Origin of the sequence: Cellulomonas wangsupingiae (assembly GCF_024508275.1) — a bacterium.
Lineage (GTDB): Bacteria > Actinomycetota > Actinomycetes > Actinomycetales > Cellulomonadaceae > Cellulomonas > Cellulomonas wangsupingiae.
Map to the genome: position 1 here is coordinate 1,454,410 of NZ_CP101989.1, position 18,953 is coordinate 1,473,362.

The window sequence follows — 18,953 nt, forward strand, 5'->3', positions numbered from 1 at the left end:
CGCCCCCGGCAGGACTCGAACCTGCAACCTACGGATTAGAAGGCCGTTGCTCTATCCATTGAGCTACGGGGGCCAGTGCCGACCAGCGTAGTGGCGCCGCGGCGGCGGGAGCGGGCGCGCGTGACGACGTCCCGAGCAGACCTGTGACCTGTCACCCGCGCGCCGCGTTTGGCCTGGTCAGGTGTGGACCCGACAATGGTCCTGTGAGCGCGCAGCCCGGAACCGTGCCTGCGCAGCCGTCCGCGTCTGCGCAGGGTGACCTCGACACGTCGACGGCGACGCCGATCCTGGCGCGGCCGCTCGCGCAGACGTCGCTGCTCGACGCGGTGCGTGACCTGCGGCGCGACGTCGAGGCGACGAGCTTCCCGCTCGAGATCCCGGGCGTCGACGAGGCGCGCGGCTCGCGGGCGCGCCTGGTCGACCAGCTCGACGAGCACCTGGTGCCGCGCCTGACCGAGCTCTCCGCGCCGGCCGTCGTCGTGGTCGCGGGCTCGACCGGGGCCGGCAAGTCGACGCTCGTGAACTCGCTCGTGGGGCGGGAGGTGTCCGCGGCCGGCGTGCTGCGCCCGACGACGCGCGAGCCCGTGCTCGTCCACCACCCGCTCGACGCCGACCTGCTGTCCCACCACCCCGTGCTCGACGAGGTCGAGGCCGTCGCGGCGGACACCGTCCCGCGCGGCATCGCGATCCTCGACGCCCCCGACCTGGACTCGGTCCTGGAGTCCAACCGCGACACCGCGCACCGGCTGCTGGAGGCCGCGGACCTGTGGCTGTTCGTCACGACCGCCGCCCGCTACGGGGACGCGCTGCCGTGGCACGTGCTGGAGTCGGCCGTGGAGCGCTCGACCTCGGTCGCGATGGTCCTCAACCGGGTGCCCCCGGCGTCGCTGCCGACGGTCCGCGGCGACCTGCTCGACCGGCTGCGGACGCACGGCCTGGCGGGGTCGCCGCTGTTCGTGATCCCCGACCTGGGCCCGCACACCGGGCCGCTGTCGGCGGGCGTCGTGGCACCGGTGCTGCGCTGGCTGACGATGCTCGCCGGGCCGGACCGCGCCCGCACGGTGGTGGCCCGTACGCTGCGCGGCGCGCTCGCGGCGCTGCGACCCTGGGTCGACGAGCTCGCCGAGGCCGTGCAGGACCAGGCGGACGCGGCGGCGCGGGTGGCGCAGGTGCTCGACGAGGCCGTCGTGGAACCGGGGGAGGCCGCCGCGGACACGATGCGCTCGGGTGCCGTCGCCGACGGTGCCGTGCGCGCGCGCTGGGCGGAGCTGGTGGCCAACGGCGCGCCGTTGTCGCGCCTCGTCGGACGCTCGGGCCGGGTGCGGGGCTCGTCCCGCACCGCCCGGTCCCGCGCGGCCGCCGTCGCGCCGATGGTCGCCGACCTGAACGACTCCACCACCGCCGTCCTCACCGCGGTGGGCCAGCGCGGCGGCGCGGCGCTCCGGACGTCCCTCACGGGACCGACGGCGCCGCCCGGTGGGCCCTCGGTCCTGGCGCGCTGGCCGGACGGCGACGCGTCGCGGGTCGCGGCGGCCGAGCGTGCGGCGCGCGCCTGGACCGGGGAGGGCACCCGGACCGTGCGGGCCGCGCTCGCCGCGGGCGGCACCGACCCGCGACGGACCGCACGGGTCGCCCGTGCGGTCGGCGAGGACGCCCTGGCCGCCGTCGCGCTCGCCGCCGCGGCCGGTGTCGACGAGGCCGCCGAGACGGTCCGGACGCTGCTGGGCGCGGCCGGTGACGACGTCGTGACCGCGCTCCGCGAGGACCTCGTCCGCAGGGCGCGCGCGCAGGTGCAGCTCGAGCGGACGATCGCCGACCGGACGCTGGACGACCCGGACCTCGCGGCCGACGCCTCGTCGCGGCTGCGGCTGCGGCTCGCCGTCCTCAAGGGCCTGACGTGAGCGGGGGGCTGACGTGAGCGACGACCCGACCAGCACGACCACCGTCCCTGTCGTCCCCGGCGACGGTGCGCCGACGACCGCGGTGACGGTCGAGCAGCCGGCGGCCGCGGGTGCCGTCCGCGGTGCCACGACGGCGGCGCTCGACGACCGGGTCGACGCGCTGGACGGCGCGCTCGCCGTCGGGGGCACACGTCTCGACCCCGCCGTCGTCGAGCGCGTGGGTGCGACGATCGACCGCGTCCGGGAGCGGCTCGCGCTCGGCGTCGACCACACCGTGGTGGCGCTCGCGGGCGGCACCGGGTCCGGCAAGTCCAGCCTGTTCAACGCCGTCAGCGGCCTGCGCTTCGCCGACGTCGGCGTGCGGCGTCCCACGACGTCGCGCGTGACCGCGTGCGTCTGGGGCTCCGACGGCGACCCCCTGCTCGACTGGATCGGCGTGGACCCGGAGCACCGCATCGAGCGCGAGAGCCTGCTCGACGGCGACAGCGAGGCCTCGCTGCGGGGCCTGGTGCTGCTCGACCTGCCCGACCACGACTCCATCGCCCCCGAGCACCGTGACGTGGTCGACCGTGTGCTGCCCCAGGTCGACCTGCTGGTCTGGGTCGTGGACCCGCAGAAGTACGCCGACGACGCGCTGCACAGCGGGTACCTGCGCCGCATGACCGGGCGTGACGCGTCCATGCTGCTCGTCCTCAACCAGGTCGACACCGTGCCGGTCGACGTGCGCGGCGACCTCGCGGCGGACGTCCACCGGCTGCTCGTCGAGGACGGGCTGCCGGACGTGCCCGTGCACGAGGTGTCGGCCGTCACGGGCGAGGGCGTCCGCGAGCTGCGCGCCGCGCTGGCCGAGGCCGTCGAGCGGCGCTCCGTCGCCGCCGCCCACGCGGACGCGGAGATCGCCGACGCGGCACGGTGGGTGCAGGCGCAGGTCGCGCCGCGCGAGCCCGCCCCGAACGCGCTCGCGATCGGTGTCGTCGTGGACCGGTTGTCCGCAGCCGCGGGGCTGACGGCGGTCGGCGCCGCGGTCGAGGCCGCGGTGCGCGGCGGGGCCGGCACGCCGCCGCGGCTGGGCGAGGTGCACGCGGAGGGCGTCGGGCTGGCCCGGTCGTCGTGGTTGTCGGGCGTGACGCAGGGCCTGCCGCAGCGCTGGGCCGCCGACCTGCGCGATCGCGTCGCCACCACCGCGGAGCTGCGCCTGGCCGTCACCGACGCGCTCGCGCACGTGCCCGTCGCGGCGCGCCGTCCGCACGCCGCGACCGTCCTGCTCGCTCTGGGGGCGGTCGTCGGGCTGGTCGGCCTCGCGGGGGCGGCGTCGCTGCTGGCGGACAGGATGGGTGCGTCCGTGCCCTGGCTGCCCGCCGGTCCGCTCGTCGTGGCGCTGCTGGCCGTGGCCCTGGTCCTGCTCGTGGCGTCGGTGGTCGTGCGCCGGCGTGCGGCGCGCAGCCGCGGGCGGCGCGTGGTGACCGACGGGCGGGCCGCGATCGAGGCTGCCGCCCGGGCGCGCCTCCTCGCGCCGACGCAGGACGTGCTCGCGGAGCACCGGCACGCGCGCGAGCTCGCGCTGCGCGCGCTCGGCACCTCCTGACGCGTCGCCGACCGCATCCTGCCGCGACCCGGTCGCGACGAGCCGACCACAGGCGTGCCCTCGGCGCGGCTCGTCCACCGATCGCCGGCCGCCGCGCCCGCGTGCACGGCGGCCCGTCGACGATGGCCGTTCGACGCCCCGCACCCGCGGGGCCACAGCGGACAGGGGACCACGATGGGAACGCACACCCAGGACGTCACGGTCGTCGGATGGGTCGGCTCCGACCTGCGGACCTACCACCTCGACGGCGTGGGCGGAGTGCCCTACGCCCAGTTCCGGCTCGCGTCCACGCGCCGGGTGCTCGACCGCCAGACCGGAGCCTTCCGCGACGGCCCGACCCTCTGGTTCACGGTCAAGGCGTGGCGCACCGTGGCGGTGAACCTCGGCGCCTCGCTGCGCAAGGGCGACCCCGTCGTCGTGGTCGGGCGCCTCGCGCAGTCGGAGTGGGTCGCGCAGGACGGCGCGCCGCGCTCCGAGCTCGTGCTCGAGGCGCTCGCGCTGGGTCACGACCTCGGCTACGGCACCTCGCAGTTCCGGCGCACGCTGTCCGGGGTGCGGCGGGGCAGGGACGAGCCGCAGCGGGCGCCGGGCGACGCCGCCGGCCCGGGCGAGGAGCCCGCGGGTGCCTTCACGGACGACCCGTGGGCCACGGCCGCCGACGAGCCGCCCGTGACCGACGAGCCCGAGGAGGAGGCGGGCGACACGGCCGACGCGGACCGGGCCGGCGCGGGGTCCGGCGGCGGTCTGGCGCTGGCCGGACGCGGGTGATCGCCTAGGCTGGTGGATCGGCATCCGGAGCCGCCGGCCGGTCGGTGACGGCACGACACCCACCACGCACCTCACGTGCGCGGCGTCGTGCGCCCCGGCCTGCGGCACCACCAGGACCTACGAGGATCGGACGAGCACTCAGTGGCTGAGTTCATCTACACCATGTACAAGGCGCGCAAGGCGCACGGCGACAAGGTCATCCTCGACGACGTCTCCCTGAACTTCCTGCCCGGCGCCAAGATCGGCGTCGTCGGCCCCAACGGGGCGGGCAAGTCGACCATCCTGAAGATCATGGCCGGGCTCGACCAGCCGTCGAACGGCGAGGCGCGGCTCTCGCCGGGGTACACCGTCGGCATCCTGCAGCAGGAGCCGCCGCTGAACGAGGACAAGACCGTGCTCGGCAACGTCGAGGAGGGCGTCGGCGAGATCAAGGCCAAGCTCGACCGCTACAACGAGATCTCGGCCCTCATGGCCGACCCCGACGCCGACTTCGACGCGCTGCTCGCCGAGATGGGCCAGCTGCAGGAGGCCATCGACGCCGCCGACGCCTGGGACCTCGACGCCCAGCTCGAGCAGGCGATGGACGCGCTGCGCTGCCCGCCGCCGGACGCCGACGTGTCGGTCCTGTCCGGTGGTGAGCGCCGCCGGGTCGCGCTGTGCAAGCTGCTGCTCGAGAAGCCGGACCTGCTGCTGCTCGACGAGCCGACCAACCACCTGGACGCCGAGTCCGTGCTGTGGCTCGAGCAGCACCTGCAGCAGTACCCCGGTGCGATCCTGGCCGTCACCCACGACCGGTACTTCCTCGACCACGTCGCGGAGTGGATCTGCGAGGTCGACCGCGGTCGGCTGTACCCCTACGAGGGCAACTACTCGACGTACCTGGAGAAGAAGCAGGAGCGTCTGCAGGTCCAGGGCAAGAAGGACGCCAAGCTCGCCAAGCGCCTGAAGGACGAGCTCGAGTGGGTGCGGTCCAACGCGAAGGGCCGGCAGACCAAGTCGAAGTCGCGTCTGGCGCGCTACGAGGAGATGGCGGCCGAGGCCGACCGCACGCGCAAGCTCGACTTCGAGGAGATCCAGATCCCGCCGGGCCCCCGCCTGGGGTCCGTCGTGCTGGAGGCGTCGAACCTGCAGAAGGGCTTCGACGGCCGCACGCTCATCGACGGCCTGAGCTTCACGCTGCCGCGCAACGGCATCGTCGGCGTCATCGGTCCCAACGGCGTCGGCAAGACGACGCTGTTCAAGACGATCGTCGGTCTGGAGCCGCTCGACGGCGGCGACCTCAAGGTCGGCGAGACCGTCTCGATCTCGTACGTCGACCAGTCGCGCGGTGGCATCGACCCCAAGAAGACGCTGTGGGAGGTCGTGTCCGACGGGCTCGACTACCTCAAGGTCGGCAACGTCGAGATGCCCTCGCGCGCGTACGTCGCGGCGTTCGGCTTCAAGGGGCCGGACCAGCAGAAGCCCGCGGGCGTGCTGTCCGGTGGTGAGCGCAACCGCCTCAACCTGGCGCTCACGCTCAAGCAGGGCGGCAACCTGCTGCTCCTCGACGAGCCCACCAACGACCTCGACGTCGAGACGCTCGGGTCGCTGGAGAACGCGCTGCTGGAGTTCCCCGGGTGCGCCGTCGTGGTGTCCCACGACCGGTGGTTCCTCGACCGCGTCGCCACGCACATCCTGGCGTACGAGGGCACCGAGGAGGACCCGGCGAACTGGTACTGGTTCGAGGGCAACTTCGCCTCGTACGAGGAGAACAAGGTGCAGCGGCTCGGCGCCGACGCGGCCCGCCCGCACCGCGTGACGTACCGCAAGCTGCGCCGCGACTGACGCGACAGCGCACGCCGACGGCAGCCCGGACGAGCCCGTTCGTCCGGGCTGCCGTGCGTCCGCCGACATCGTCGACGGGTCGGGAGACGGGGTGTCGGGCACACTGTCGGGATGACGGAACCCGAGGTCAGCGGCGCAGGCCCCGCGCGCGGCACCACTCCGGACGTGGAGGCGACCGGCTCGACCACGGAGACCCCCGCCCAGGTTGCGCCCGACGACGACGCCGCGGCCGGCAGCCTCCTCGACGCCCTGGAGCGGATGCGGGCGCGGCTCGGGGCGCTCGAGCTGCCGCTCGACGCACCCGGTGCCGACGCCGCGCGCCGCGACCGGGCGGCGGCGCTCGCGCAGCTCGACGACTACCTGCTGCCGCGGCTGCGCGCGCGGTCGGCACCGCTGCTCGTCGTCGTCGGCGGGTCGACCGGCGCCGGCAAGTCGACGCTGGTCAACTCGCTGCTGGGGCGGCAGGTGTCCGCACCCGGCGTCCTGCGCCCGACGACGCGCGCCCCCGTCCTCGTGCACCACCCGCTGGACGAGCGGTGGTACTCCACCGACCGCGTGCTGCCGGGCCTCGCGCGCCTCACCGGACCTCGAGCGGGCGCCCCCGCGGGTGACGACGGGACGGGTGCCGCGCCCGCGGGCGACGCGTCACGCGCGCTCCGGCTCGTCGCGTCGGACGCGCTGCCGCGCGGGCTCGCGCTGCTCGACGCACCCGACGTCGACTCGGTCGACGTCGGCAACCGGCGGCTGGCCGCGCAGCTGCTCGACGCCGCCGACCTGTGGCTGTTCGTCACGACCGCGGCCCGGTACGCGGACGCCGTGCCGTGGGACCTGCTGCACGGTGCGGCGCAGCGGCACGCGCAGGTGGCGATCGTCGTCGACCGCGTCGACCCCGGCACCGAGCAGGTCGCGGCGGACCTGCGACGCATGATGGACGCCAACGGGCTGCCCGACGCGCCCCTGTTCCTGGTGCCCGAGGCGACGCTGTCGGACGGGCTGCTGCCGGAGCCCGCGATCGGGGAGGTCGCGCGGTGGCTGACGGCGCTCGGGGCGGACGCCCCGGCGCGCGAGGCCGTCGCGCTCGCCACGCGCGACGGTGTCGTCGGCGACCTCGCGCAACGCGCCCTGGTGCTCGCGGACGCCGCGGACACGCAGGTCGCCGCCGACGCCCGGCTGCGCCTGGTGGTGGCCTCCGCCTACGACGACGCGGCCGCCCACGTGCGGCTCGCGACGTCGGACGGCGCGATGCTGCGCGGCGAGGTGCTGGCCCGTTGGCAGGAGCTCGTCGGCACGGGGGAGCTGCTGCGGTCGGTCGAGCAGGGCGTCGGGCGCGCGCGTGACGCCGTGACAGCGTTCTTCCGCGGCCGTCCCACGCAGGCGCCGAAGGTCGAGCAGGCGATCGCGCACGGGCTGTCGGCGGTCGTCCTGGACGCGGCCGACGAGGGCGCCGAGCGGACGCACGCCGCCTGGCGCGGCGACCCGGCGGGTGCCGCGCTCCTCCAGGGGCTGGACCTGGCGCGCGCGTCCACCACGCTGCGGGCGGACGTCGACGCGCAGGTCCGCGGCTGGCAGTCCGACGTGCTCGACCTCGTCCGGGAGCAGGGCGGCGCACGGCGGGGGACCGCCCGGTACCTGTCGTTCGGCGTCAACGCGGCCGGCGTGAGCCTCATGGTCCTGGCGTTCGCGTCGACGGGCGGGCTCACGGGCATCGAGCTCGGCATCGCGGGCGGCACGGCGGTGGTCGCCCAGAAGCTGTTGGAGGCGGTGTTCGGCGACGACGCGGTCCGCCGGCTGACCGCCCTCGCCCGCGAGCGCCTCGACGAGCGCGTGACCGCCCTCCTCGCAGGCGAGGCCGAGCGCTACACCTCCCAGCTCGACGCGCTGGGAGCCCGCCGGGCCGACGGGGACGCCCTGCGCGCCGCCGCCCGGGCCGTGGAGAGCGCCGCCCGGCAGGAGCGCGCCGCACGCGCCCCCTCCGCGAGCCACGCGGCCGCCCCGGTGAGCCGCGCCCTGCGGGGTGCCACCAGCGCGGACGCAGCGGGTCGCGACGACGCGCCCACGACGGCGGACACCCCCCGGCGTGGTCTGTGGCAACGGCTGTTCGGCGGACCGCGGGACGACGCATGAGCCTCACGCTGGACGAGCGCGTGGCCGCGCTGTCCGCGGCGCTCGACGCCGGGGAGGGCCGCCTGCCCGCACCGCTGGTCGCACGCACGCGCGCTCTGGTCGCCCGGGTGCAGGAACGTGCGGGCCTGTCCGCCGAGCACACGGTGGTCGCGCTCGCGGGCGCCACCGGCTCCGGCAAGTCGTCGCTGTTCAACGCGCTCGTCGGTGCGGACCTCGCTGCCACGGGCACCCGGCGCCCGACGACGTCGCACCCGCTGGCCGTCGTCGTCGGCGACACCCCGGACGCGACCGGACCGGCGCAGCTGCTGGACTGGCTCGAGGTCGGCCGCCGCCACGCGCTGCCGGCGGGGCCGGTCGCACGCGCCGCCGGCGGGTCGGACGAGGACGCCGCCACGCCCGCGGTGCGACGCGCCCGACGCGGTCGCGGCGACGGCCTGCCGGCCGGTCTCGTCCTGCTGGACCTGCCGGACCACGACTCCGTGGTCGTCGAGCACCGCGTGCGCGCCGAGCGGCTCGTGGCCCGCGCCGACCTGCTGGTGTGGGTGGTCGACCCCCAGAAGTACGCGGACGCGGCCCTGCACGAGCGGTACCTGCGCCCGCTCGCGGGCCACGACGACGTGGTCGTCCTGGTGCTCAACCAGGCCGACCGTCTCACCGAGCGCGACGTCGCGGCGGTGCTCGGCGACCTCCGCGGCCTGGCCGCGGCCGACGGGCTCGACCGCGCGCGCGTCGTCGCCGCCTCCGCGCGGACCGGCGCGGGGGTCGACGAGCTGCGCAGCCTCGTCGCCGAGGCGGTCGAGCGCCGCGAGGCGACCACCCGGCGCTTCGGTGCCGACCTGCGCGCCGCCGCCCAGGAGGTGCTGGACGCGTGCGGGGCAGCACCGCGCGGCCGTGGGCGGCGCGCCGGCACGGACGACCTGCTCGACGCGCTCGAGGACGCCGCCGGCGTGCCCACGGTGGTCACCGCGGTCCGCCGCTCGGCCGTGCGTCGGGCCGCCGCCCGGACCGGGTGGCCGCCCGTGCGGTGGCTGGCCCGGTTCCGTCCCGACCCGCTGCGCCGCCTGCACCTGGCCCCTCGCCCCGCCGCGCAGGCCGAGGTCACGCGGACGTCGCTGCCGCCCGCCGGGCCTGCCCAGCGCGCCCGTGCGGCCACCGCCGTCCGCGACCACGCCGACGCGGCTCTCGTCGGTGCGCCCGACGCGTGGGCCCTCGCGGCGCGCGCCCGCCTCGACATCTCGGGGCTGCCCGACGCGCTGGACCACGCGGTCGCCCGCACGCCCCTGCTCCCCGAGCGGGCGGTGTGGTGGTGGCGGGCCGTGGGGGCGCTGCAGTGGCTGCTGCTGGCGGCCGCCGTGGCGGGCGCGCTGTGGCTCGGCGGCATCGCGCTGCTCGCGTACCTGCAGCTGCCGGACCCCGTGACGCCGGTGTGGGGGCCGGCGCCGGCCCCGACGGTCCTGCTGGTCGGTGGCGTGCTCGCCGGGCTGCTCGTGGCGGCGCTGGGTGCGCTCGCGGGCCGGGTCGGCGCCCGCCGACGCGCGCGTGCCGCGCGGCGACGGCTGCGGTCCGCCGTCGCGGAGGTGGCCCGGCGGCTCGTCCTCGCGCCGCTCGCGGAGGAGTCCGCCGCGCTCGAGGCGTGCCGCACGCAGGCGGCCCGGGCGGCGGGTCGCTGACGTCGCCGCCGCCGCGCGGTCGATTTTCGGTTCGCGGGCCCGGCACGTGAGGATGCGGGGACGACCGGGCGTCGCCGGGTGCGGGACGAAGGAGGTCGGGCCATGGCCAGGCTCGAGGTGCCGGTGCAGCTGCGCTGGTCCGACATGGACGCGTACGCCCACGTCAACAACGTCGAGATGCTGCGCCTGCTCGAGGAGGCGCGCATCGAGGTGTTCTGGCGACACCCCGAGAGCCTCGACGGCGTCGTGCCGGACGGTGCCCGCGCGACCGCGGTCCTCGATGCGGGACCGGGTGCGCTCACGTCCACCCTGGTCGCCCGGCAGGAGATCCAGTACCTGCGCCCGCTGCCGTACCGGCGGGCGCCCGTCGTGATCGAGCTGTGGCTCGGGCACCTCGGCGGGGCGAGCATCGACGTGTGCTACGAGGTGCGCGACGCCCCGACGTCGGTCGAGGGCTCGCAGGTGTACGCCCGCGCCACGACGACGATCGTGCTGGTCGACTCCGCGACGGGGGCGCCGCGACGCCTGACCCCCGAGGAGCGCGCCGTGTGGGAGCCCTACCTGGAGGACCCGGTCGTCATCCGTCGGCGCGCGTGACGCCCCGGTCGGCCCGGGCGCGCTCGGCCGTCTGAGCCGCGCGCGCGACGTTGCGCTGCATGCCGCCGAACACGACGCCGTGGAACGGGTACACCGCCCACCAGTAGAGCTGCCCGGCCAGGCCGTGCGGGTGGAACAGGGCGCGCTGCGCGAACACCACGGGCGGGCGTCGCCACGCGTCGGGGTCCCACGGCCCGTCCGCGTCCCGGGCGCCCGGCACGTCCGGCGGGTCGGTGCCGGCGTCCGCGGGCTCGACGCGCAGCTCCAGCCAGGCAAGGCCGGGCACCCGCATCTCGGCGCGCAGGCGCAGCAGCCGGCCGGGGACGAGCTGCTCGACGCGCCAGAAGTCCACGGCGTCGTCGACCAGCAGCCGGGCGGGGTCGCGACGTCCGCGCCGCAGGCCCGGCCCACCGACGACGCGGTCGAGCAGGCCGCGCACCCGCCACGCCAGCGCCCAGGAGTACCAGCCGCGCTCGCCACCCACCGCCTCGACGACCCGCCAGAGGGCGGCGGGGGAGGCGTCGACGAGCACGCGGCGCTCGTCGACGTACAGGGAGCCACCCGCCCAGCCCGGGTCCGACGGCAGCGGGTCGCTGGGCGCGCCCGGGGGGAGCGCGGACGACCAGCGCGTCGTGACGCTCGCGCCCTGCACGCGCGCCAGGGCGAGGCGCACGGCGCGGTCGAAGCCGATGAGGCCGCCCGGCGGGTCCGGCACGTGCGCGGCGATGTCGTGCTCGTCGCACACCACCTCGTGGACCAGCGACTCCACGAGCGGCCGCGCGAGCCCGCCGGGCACCGGGGTGACCAGGGAGACCCACAGGCTCGACAGGCGCGGCGTCAGGACGGGGACCTGCACGATCAGGCGGCGCGGGAGCCCGGCGATGCGGGCGTACCGCTGCATCATCTCGCGGTACGTGAGGACGTCGGGCCCGCCGATGTCGAAGGCCCGCGACACGTCCGGGGGCATCGCCGCCGAGCCGACCAGGTAGCGCAGGACGTCCCGGACGGCGATCGGCTGGATGCGGTTGGCGACCCAGCGCGGCACCGTCATGGCCGGGAGCCGCTCGGTGAGGTACCGCATCATCTCGAACGACGCCGAGCCCGACCCGAGGACGACCGCGGCGCGCAGCACGGTGGTGGGCACCCCGGACGCGAGCAGGATCTCGCCGACCTCGGTGCGCGACGCCAGGTGCGGTGACAGCTTCTCGCCCTCGGGGTACAGGCCTCCGAGGTACACGATCCTGCCGACCCCCGCCGCGGCGGCGGCCTGCGCGAAGACCTGCGCCGTGCGCCGGTCGCGCTCCTCGAACGTCCTGCCCGAGCCCAGGGAGTGGATCAGGTAGTAGGCCACGTCGACGCCGTCGAGCGCGGCGCGGATCTGCTCGGGCTCGGCGGCGTCCGCGGCCACGACCTCGACGTCGTCGTACCAGGGGCGGCCCCGCAGCCGCTCCGGGTGCCGCGCCAGGGCCCGCACGCGGTAGCCCGCCGCGAGCAGCTCCGGCACGAGGCGCCCGCCCACGTAGCCGGTGACGCCCGTGACCGCCACGAGGGGTGCGTCGGCGGCCGGTCGGCCGTCCGGCCCGGGGCCGGGCACCAGGCCGCCGAGCGTGTGCGCCACCGGTTCGGGGGCGAGGTCGGGCTCCGGGTCGCGGCCGGGCTCCGGGGCGTCGCCCAGGGTGGCGTCGGCGCGAGCGTCGCTCATCCGGGCAGTCTGCGGCCGGTCGACCGCGCCCGCACCCGGGGCGCGGGCCTCAGGACGTGAGCAGGTCCAGGGTGCGCCGCTCGGCCACCTGCTGCGAGCGCGTCGGCTCGATCGTCACGCCGCGCTCCCACAGCTCGAGGACCCGCGGGTCGATGTACGACGCGCGCGCCACCGTCGGCGTGTTGCCGAGCTCCTCGGCGACGTCGGTCACGACGGACTTCACGACGCGCCGCCGGCCGCGCTCGCTGGCGGGCGGCGGACCGACGTCCGCCAGGCCGCGCGCCGCCAGCACGGTCGCGTGCCACGTGCGGAAGTCCTTGGGCGTGGCCTCGCCGAGACGGTCGCGCACGTACCCGCCGACGTCGGCGCTCGTCACGTCGTGCCATCCCGCGTCGTCGCGCCAGGCCAGCAGCTCGGGGCTCTCGTCCCGGCGGCGCAGCAGCGTGCGGACGAGCGCGGCGACGACCTCGTCGTCGACGACCGTGTCGCGCACCTGGCCCGACTTCGCCGGGAAGCGCAGGTGCACGGCGCCGGGGGCCCCGTCCTCGTCCGGCAGGACGCGCACGTGCTCGCGCCGCAGCGTCGCCAGCCCGAACGAGCCGTGGCGCCGGGTGTAGCCCTCGGTGCCGACGCGCAGGTACGCCCGGTCCAGCAGGCGGAACGCGAGGGCCAGGGCCTTGTCCCTGGGCAAGCCGTCCAGCGCGAGGTCGGCCCGGACACGCCGACGGGCGGCGGGCAGGCGGCGGGCGACCTCCAGCACGTGCTCGTGCTTGAGCCGGGCGCGGCGCGCCTGCCACTGCAGGTGGTACAGGTACTGGCGCCGGGCGGCGTCGTCGAGCCCGGCCGCCTGGATGTGGCCGTTCGGCCACGGGCAGATCCACACCTCGCGCCACGCGGGCGGGATCGCGAGCGTGCCGATGCGCTCGAGGTGGTCGGGCTCGGCGATGCGCCGGCCGTCGGCGTCGAGGTACACGAAGCCGCGTCCCGCCCGGCGACGCGTCCACCCGGGCTGGTCGAGTCGGGCACGGCGCAGGCGGACCATGCCGGAAGTCTCACCCGCCCGGACGTCGAGCGCGCGTCGAGCGACGTGGTCCTGCTCACGGCGGGTCGTCGACGAACCGGAACCGCACGCGGACGTCGTCCGGGCCCAGGACGTACGTCGACCCCGCGGGCGACCACCGCTCGGGGACCAGGAAGAGGCGGCCGTCGTTCTCGGCCAGCAGGCGCAGCCCGCGGTACCGGAAGCGGTACTCGACGGGGGCGGTCGGGTCGGCCACCGGGAGGACGGACTCCTCGACGGTGGGATCGCCGGGGAGCAGCGACTCACGGGTGTCGACGACGACCGCCGGCAGGGCCGTCAGGTCGCGCGCGAGCGCCTTGCCCTGCCCGGTGCCGGACCACTGGGCGAGGGTCGCCGTCGCCCAGAAGACGCTCGCGACGACCACGAGGGCGAGCAGGACGACCGTGGCGCGCGGCGTCGGCGACGTGGGCGACCAGACGGCGGCGCGCGCGAGCAGGAGCGCGCCGGTGCCGAGCAGGGCCGGCGTGACCAGCGCGTAGGGTGCCCACTCGCGCAGGGACGGGTAGGCGACCAGCAGGGCGAGGGCGGTCGCGAGCAGCACGGCGCCCAGGACGGTGAGCGCCCGGACCCACGGCCGCACGCGGGCGTCGCCCGCCGCCGCCGCCCAGCGCCGTGCGCGGGTGTCCGCCGCGACGAGGCCGGCGGTCGCGAGCAGCAGGACGAGCGTCGGCACGAGCAGCGGCTGCGGCGAGCGCATGACGAAGTCCTGCGTGCTGTACCCGAGGGTGTCGACGTCGACGCCGAAGTACGCGAGCTGCGCGCGTGCCGAGACGTACCCGAAGTAGAACAGCAGGGCACTGACGAGGGTCGCCGGTGCGACGACGGTGCCCAGGACCTGCCCGACCTGCGCGAGGACCGGCCGGACGGCCGGGGGTGCGTCGTCGTCTCCTGCCGGCGGGTCGCTCACGGGGTCGCCGCGGGGTCGGTGGCCTGGTCGGGGGCGTCGTCGAGGGTGCCGTCGGGTGTCCCGCCGGCCGGGTCCTCGGAGGGGTCGGCGGCCGGGTCGTCCGACTCCTGCGTGTCGCCGCCCGCGGGCGCGGGGTTGGCGACGGGCCACCAGCCGTCGGTGCCCCGGACCGCGTCGCACGCCGTGCGCACGGCGCAGCGCACGGTCGCGTCGAGCGCGACCAGCACGTGGTCGACGTCCGGCGTGGGCGGCGTGACGACGACCGCGCACGAGCCGGCACCGTCGACCAGCACGGCGCCCACGCACGGCGGGGCACCCTGGCAGCCGACGTCCCGCAGCACCGCCCCGGGCGTGCTGGTGCGCACCGTGTGCACCTCGACGACGGTGCCGCTCGCGGCCGACTCGCCCCAGGCGAGCACCTGGCACCAGGTCCCGGCCTCGTCGAACGTCGCGCCGCCGCCGACGGGCAGGCCCACGATCTCCACGGCGATGCCGGCGGGCCCGCCGGCACCGGGCTCGACCTGGTCCGGGTCCTCGGTGCGCGGGGACGGGGCCGGCTCGGTCGGCTCCACGGTGGCGACCGCGGTGCTCGTCGGGGTCCCCGTGGGTGTCCCTCCGTCCGTGGGCGGGCCGGTGCAGGCCGCCGCGAGCAGGACGACCGCGCACACCGCGCCCCGCACCGCCACCGTGCTGCGTGCTCGTCTCTCGGACACCATGACGCCCCCCGGGACCCGGCGCCTGCGGCGCCTCTCGACCAGGAGGAGGGCGCAGACCCGGTCGCGGATACCCCGATCAGTCCGGGACGCGGACCATGCCCTCCTGGGCGATGGACGCGACGAGCGTGCCGCTGCGGTCGAACACGCGGGCGGCCCCCAGGCCGCGGCCGCCCTGCGCGCTCGGCGTCGACTGCGTGAACAGCAGCCAGTCGTCGACCCGCACGTCACGGTGCCACCACATGGCGTGGTCCAGGCTGGCCATCGAGAGCCCGGGCGTCGCCCACGGGCGGCCCGCGCGGCGCAGCACGGGTTCGAGCATGATCTGGTCGCACGCGTAGGCCAGCAGCGCGCGGTGGAGCAGCTGGTCGTCGGGCACCGGCCCGCGGGCACGGGCCCACACGCTCTGGCGCCCCAGCGGCGAGTCGGGGTCCGCGCGCAGGTAGATCGGCCCGTCGACGTGCCGCAGGTCGAACGCCGACTCCTGCGCCCAGAACCGTGCCATCGGGTGGTCCACGTGGCCCAGCGAGTCCAGCGCGGAGGCGACCTGCTCCGGGTCCGGGACCTCGGGCATCGACTCGGCGTACTCGATGCCGGGCTGCTGCTCCTGGAAGGAGGCGATCATCGACAGGATCGGCGCGCCCGCCTGCAGGGCGTGCGTGCGCCGCGCCGAGAACGACCGGCCGTCGCGCAGCCGCTCGACGGCGAAGCCGATGGGCGCTGAGTCGTCGCCGGGGCGCAGGAAGTACCCGTGCATCGAGTGCGGCAGGCGGCCGTCCGGGACGGTGCGCCCGGCGGCGAGCAGGGCCTGCGCGAGCACCTGGCCGCCGAAGACCCGCCCCTGCGGCTGCGGCAGGCTCAGCCCTTCGAACACGTCCGGCTGACCGGGGTCCGGCACCAGGTCGAGGGCGCGCAGCACCGCACCGACGGGGTCGTTGCTCGCGTCGGGCAGGGTCATCGTCAGTCCTCGAAGGTGTTGAGCATGGAGTGCGCCGCGCGCTCCAGGTAGTCCCACAGCTGGGCGCGGTGCAGGGGAGCGAGGTCCAGGGAGTCGACGGCGGAGCGCATGTGCCGCAACCAGCGGTCGCGGGCGTCGGGGTTCACCTTGTACGGGGCGTGCCGCATCCGCAGGCGGGGGTGCCCCCGCGCGTCCGAGTACGCGGTCGGGCCGCCCCAGTACTGCTCGAGGAACAGGGTGAGGCGCTCGGCCGCGGGGCCGAGGTCCTCCTCCGGGTACATGGGCTTGAGCACCGGGTCCGCGGCGACGCCACGGTAGAACTCGTCCACGAGACGGGTGAACGTCTCGTGCCCCCCGACGGCGGCGTAGAACGAGTCGTCTCTCACGGCGTCCATCCTGGCATGCGGTCCCACCTGCGCCGACGCCTGGCGGGTGTGCGTCGCGCCACCCCGAGGCGACTCACAGGCCGAGCTCGGCCAGTACCGGCAGGCCCGCGCGGACGGCGGCGCGGGCGTCGGCGGCGCTCGACGCGTCGGCCGCACGACGCGCCAGCACCCGGCACGTCGCGAGGTCGGTGGCCCCGAGGACCGCCGCCACGTCCGGCAGCGCCCGGGGCGTCATCGACAGCGACGTCACGCCGAGCCCGACGAGCACGACCGCCAGCGCGGGGTCGGCCGCCGCCTCCCCGCACACCCCGACGGGCCGCGCCTGCGCCGCGCCACCGAGCGCGGTCGCCTCGACCAGCCGCAGGACGGCCGGCTGCCACGGGTCGGACAGCCCCGCGACGGCGCCCAGCAGCCGGTCCGCCGCCATCGTGTACTGCGTGAGGTCGTTGGTGCCGATGCTCGCGAAGTGCGCGTGCGCCAGCATCGGCCCGGCCAGCAGCGCCGCGCTCGGCACCTCGACCATGATCCCGGCCGTGGTCAGCCCGTGCCGCGCGCACGCGGCGACGAAGTGCTCCGCCTCGTCGACCGTCGCGACCATCGGCGCCATGACCCACGTCGTCGTGGCGGGGTGCGCGGCCGCCGCGCGCGCGATCGCGGTCAGCTGGTCCTCCAGGACGTCAGGACGCTCCTGCGCGACGCGCAGCCCTCGCACGCCCAGCGCCGGGTTGGTCTCCGGCGCGGCGTGCAGGAAGGGCAGGGGCTTGTCGGCGCCGGCGTCGAGCGTGCGCACGACGACCTTGCGTCCGGCGAACGCCGCGAGCACGCGCCCGTACGCCGCGGTCTGCTCCTCGACGTCAGGGGCCTGGGTCCGGCCGAGGAACGCGAACTCGGTGCGGAACAGGCCCACGCCCTGCGCGCCCGCGTCGGCGGCGCCCTGCGCCTCGGCCGGGTCGCCGACGTTCGCGAGCAGGTCCACGCGGTGCCCGTCGGCGGTGCGCCCCTCGCCGTCGAAGGCGCGGACGGCACCGGCGAGGGCGCGCACGCGCTGCACGGCGTCCGGCGACGGGTCGGCCGTCACCGTGCCCGCGGCGCCGTCGACCAGGAGCACGGTGCCCTCGGCGAGGTCGAGCACGCCGGGCGCCGCGACCACGGCCGGGATGCCGCGCGAGCGCGCCAGGATCGCGGTGTGCGACGTGGGGCCGCCGGCGGCCGTGACGACGGCCAGGACACGCTGCGGGTCGAGCGTCGCGGTGAGCGCGGGCGCCAGGTCCTGGGCCACCAGCACGTACGGCTCGGCCCGCACCGGGACCCCCGGGGCGGGCTGGCCGGTGAGGTGGGCGACGAGCCGGTCGCGCACGTCCACGACGTCACGCACCCGCTCGGCCAGGTACCCGCCCAGCGCCTCGAGCTGGGCGGACACCGCGTCCGCGGCCTCCCAGACGGCGCGCTCGGGGACGAGGTGCTGGTCGCGCACGCGCTGCTGGGCGTCGGCGACGAGGGACGGGTCGGCCGCCATGGCGGCGGTCGCGTGCAGCAGCGCGGCGGCGTCGCCCTCGGCGGCCCCGGCGGCCGCGTCCAGCTCGTCGCGCACCGCGTCGGCGGAGCGTGCCACGAGCTCGGCCGCGGCCTGGGTGTCCGCGCCGGGCGGAAGGCGCCGGCCCGCGGGCGGCTCGGCGACGGCGTCGGGCATCCGGACGGCGGGCCCGACCGCGCGTCCTGGGCTCACGCCGATGCCGGTGACGACGGACCTCATGCCCACCAGACCTCCTGGGTGCTCGCGGCGACCCGGACGGGCGGTGCGCGCCGTCGTCGCCGTGCCCCGCAGTCTGTCGCGCGTGCGCGCGGCGGGCCAAACCGCGGTGTGCGGGGCAGCGGACCACGGCGGTGGACACCGGGGCGACGCCGCGCCGCCCGGCGGTAACCTGGGGGTCACCGACGCACGCGACCGGTGGGGCCGACGGGCGGGTGGACCTCCCGCTGACGACCCGCGCGTGCCGGTGACGAGACCCGGGGAGAGCCCATTGAGCAAGGCAGAGCAGATCCTGGCCGCACTGGGCGGGGTGGCGAACGTCGTCGACCTCGAGCCGTGCATCACGCGCCTGCGGGTCGAGGTCGGTGACACGGAGCTGGTCGACGAGCCGGCGCTGAAGGCGAGCGGCGCGTTCGGCGTCGTGCGCTCGGGCCGCATCGTGCAGGTCATCGTCGGCCCCGAGGCGGACAACCTCGCCGCCGAGCTCGACCACCTGCGCTGACGGCGACGAGCGCCGTGGGTGTGCTGCGGCTCGCGAGCCCGGTGCCGGGCACGCTGCGCCCGCTGACGGCCGTGCCGGACCCCGTGTTCGCCCAGCAGATGGTCGGGCCGGGCCTCGCGATCGACCCCGACCGCACCGGCCGGCAGGACGTCCTGGCGCCGTGCGACGGTGTCGTGGGCGCGCTGCACCCGCACGCGTTCGCGCTCGAGACGGCCGACGGCCGCGCGGTCCTCGTGCACGTGGGCATCGACACCGTGAGCCTCGCGGGGCAGGGGTTCGAGCTGCACGTCGAGCGCGGGCAGCGGGTCCGCGCGGGGGACCGGGTGCTGACGTGGTCACCGGTCGACGTCGCGGCCGCCGGGCTGTCGGTCATGTGCCCCGTCGTGGCGCTGCAGGGCGACCCGCACGACCTGACGCAGCTCGCCGCCGACGGCGAGCACGTCTCCGCCGGTCAGCCGGTCGTCGAGTGGACGGCCGGCTGACCG

16 protein-coding genes and 1 tRNA gene are annotated in these 18,953 nt (G+C 76.8%); 9 read left to right on the plus strand and 8 right to left on the minus strand.

Annotation, left to right across the window (positions count from 1 at the left end):
* Positions 1-73, minus strand: a tRNA-Arg gene (locus NP075_RS06810).
* Positions 74-203: 130 nt separating this feature from the next.
* Between NP075_RS06810 and NP075_RS06815 the strand changes: the two genes are divergently transcribed.
* The 7 genes from NP075_RS06815 (at position 204) to NP075_RS06845 (ending at position 10,469) form a co-directional block, all read left to right on the plus strand.
* Complete coding sequence (locus tag NP075_RS06815) at positions 204-1,901, plus strand: dynamin family protein (RefSeq protein ID WP_227564409.1); 1,698 nt, start codon at positions 204-206, stop codon at positions 1,899-1,901.
* 13 nt (positions 1,902-1,914) lie between these two features.
* Positions 1,915-3,486, plus strand: coding sequence for a GTPase (locus NP075_RS06820; protein ID WP_227564408.1), 1,572 nt, complete (start codon positions 1,915-1,917; stop codon positions 3,484-3,486).
* Positions 3,487-3,660: 174 nt separating this feature from the next.
* Entirely contained in the window at positions 3,661-4,254 is a 594-nt protein-coding gene (locus tag NP075_RS06825) for a single-stranded DNA-binding protein (protein ID WP_227564407.1), read from the plus strand.
* Positions 4,255-4,395: 141 nt separating this feature from the next.
* Positions 4,396-6,078 carry an energy-dependent translational throttle protein EttA gene (gene ettA / locus NP075_RS06830; protein WP_227564406.1) on the plus strand — a complete coding sequence of 561 codons (1,683 nt, stop codon included), beginning with the start codon at positions 4,396-4,398 and terminating at the stop codon, positions 6,076-6,078.
* Between the two features lie 111 nt (positions 6,079-6,189).
* Positions 6,190-8,202 (plus strand): dynamin family protein, encoded by a 2,013-nt coding sequence (locus NP075_RS06835; protein ID WP_227564405.1) that lies wholly within the window; start codon positions 6,190-6,192, stop codon positions 8,200-8,202.
* Positions 8,199-9,872, plus strand: a complete 1,674-nt coding sequence (locus tag NP075_RS06840; protein ID WP_227564404.1) for a dynamin family protein — start codon at positions 8,199-8,201, stop codon at positions 9,870-9,872. Before NP075_RS06835 ends, NP075_RS06840 begins: the two co-directional genes overlap by 4 nt.
* Positions 9,873-9,974: 102 nt before the next feature.
* The gene (locus tag NP075_RS06845; RefSeq protein WP_227564403.1) at positions 9,975-10,469 is read left to right on the plus strand and encodes an acyl-CoA thioesterase; all 495 of its coding nucleotides are present in this window, start codon (positions 9,975-9,977) and stop codon (positions 10,467-10,469) included.
* Here the strand turns inward: NP075_RS06845 and NP075_RS06850 are convergent.
* The 7 genes from NP075_RS06850 to ptsP all read right to left on the minus strand — a co-directional run bounded on the left by NP075_RS06850 (position 10,450) and on the right by ptsP (position 17,969).
* Positions 10,450-12,171, minus strand: a complete 1,722-nt coding sequence (locus NP075_RS06850) for an SDR family oxidoreductase (RefSeq protein ID WP_227564402.1) — start codon at positions 12,169-12,171, stop codon at positions 10,450-10,452. The two genes, NP075_RS06845 and NP075_RS06850, sit on opposite strands and share 20 nt — an antisense overlap.
* A gap of 49 nt (positions 12,172-12,220) precedes the next feature.
* Positions 12,221-13,213: a DNA topoisomerase IB gene (locus NP075_RS06855; protein WP_227564401.1), complete on the minus strand. Its 993-nt coding sequence runs from the start codon at positions 13,211-13,213 to the stop codon at positions 12,221-12,223.
* Between the two features lie 55 nt (positions 13,214-13,268).
* On the minus strand, positions 13,269-14,159 hold the full coding sequence (locus NP075_RS06860; protein WP_227564400.1) for a hypothetical protein: 891 nt from the start codon (positions 14,157-14,159) through the stop codon (positions 13,269-13,271).
* Positions 14,156-14,875: a hypothetical protein gene (locus NP075_RS06865; RefSeq protein WP_227564399.1), complete on the minus strand. Its 720-nt coding sequence runs from the start codon at positions 14,873-14,875 to the stop codon at positions 14,156-14,158. Before NP075_RS06865 ends, NP075_RS06860 begins: the two co-directional genes overlap by 4 nt.
* 76 nt (positions 14,876-14,951) lie before the next feature.
* Positions 14,952-15,830: an acyl-CoA thioesterase gene (locus tag NP075_RS06870; RefSeq protein ID WP_227564398.1), complete on the minus strand. Its 879-nt coding sequence runs from the start codon at positions 15,828-15,830 to the stop codon at positions 14,952-14,954.
* A 2-nt stretch (positions 15,831-15,832) separates the two neighbouring features.
* Positions 15,833-16,216 (minus strand): globin, encoded by a 384-nt coding sequence (locus NP075_RS06875; RefSeq protein ID WP_250788289.1) that lies wholly within the window; start codon positions 16,214-16,216, stop codon positions 15,833-15,835.
* Between the two features lie 73 nt (positions 16,217-16,289).
* Positions 16,290-17,969 carry a phosphoenolpyruvate--protein phosphotransferase gene (ptsP, locus tag NP075_RS06880; RefSeq protein ID WP_227564396.1) on the minus strand — a complete coding sequence of 560 codons (1,680 nt, stop codon included), beginning with the start codon at positions 17,967-17,969 and terminating at the stop codon, positions 16,290-16,292.
* Between the two features lie 268 nt (positions 17,970-18,237).
* Here ptsP and NP075_RS06885 point away from each other — a divergent pair, with 268 nt between their 5' ends.
* Both NP075_RS06885 and NP075_RS06890 read left to right on the plus strand, forming a co-directional pair.
* Positions 18,238-18,468, plus strand: a complete 231-nt coding sequence (locus NP075_RS06885; protein ID WP_227564395.1) for a PTS sugar transporter subunit IIB — start codon at positions 18,238-18,240, stop codon at positions 18,466-18,468.
* A 14-nt stretch (positions 18,469-18,482) separates the two neighbouring features.
* The gene (locus NP075_RS06890) at positions 18,483-18,950 is read left to right on the plus strand and encodes a PTS sugar transporter subunit IIA (RefSeq protein WP_256791625.1); all 468 of its coding nucleotides are present in this window, start codon (positions 18,483-18,485) and stop codon (positions 18,948-18,950) included.
* The last annotated feature ends 3 nt before the right edge of the window (positions 18,951-18,953 follow it).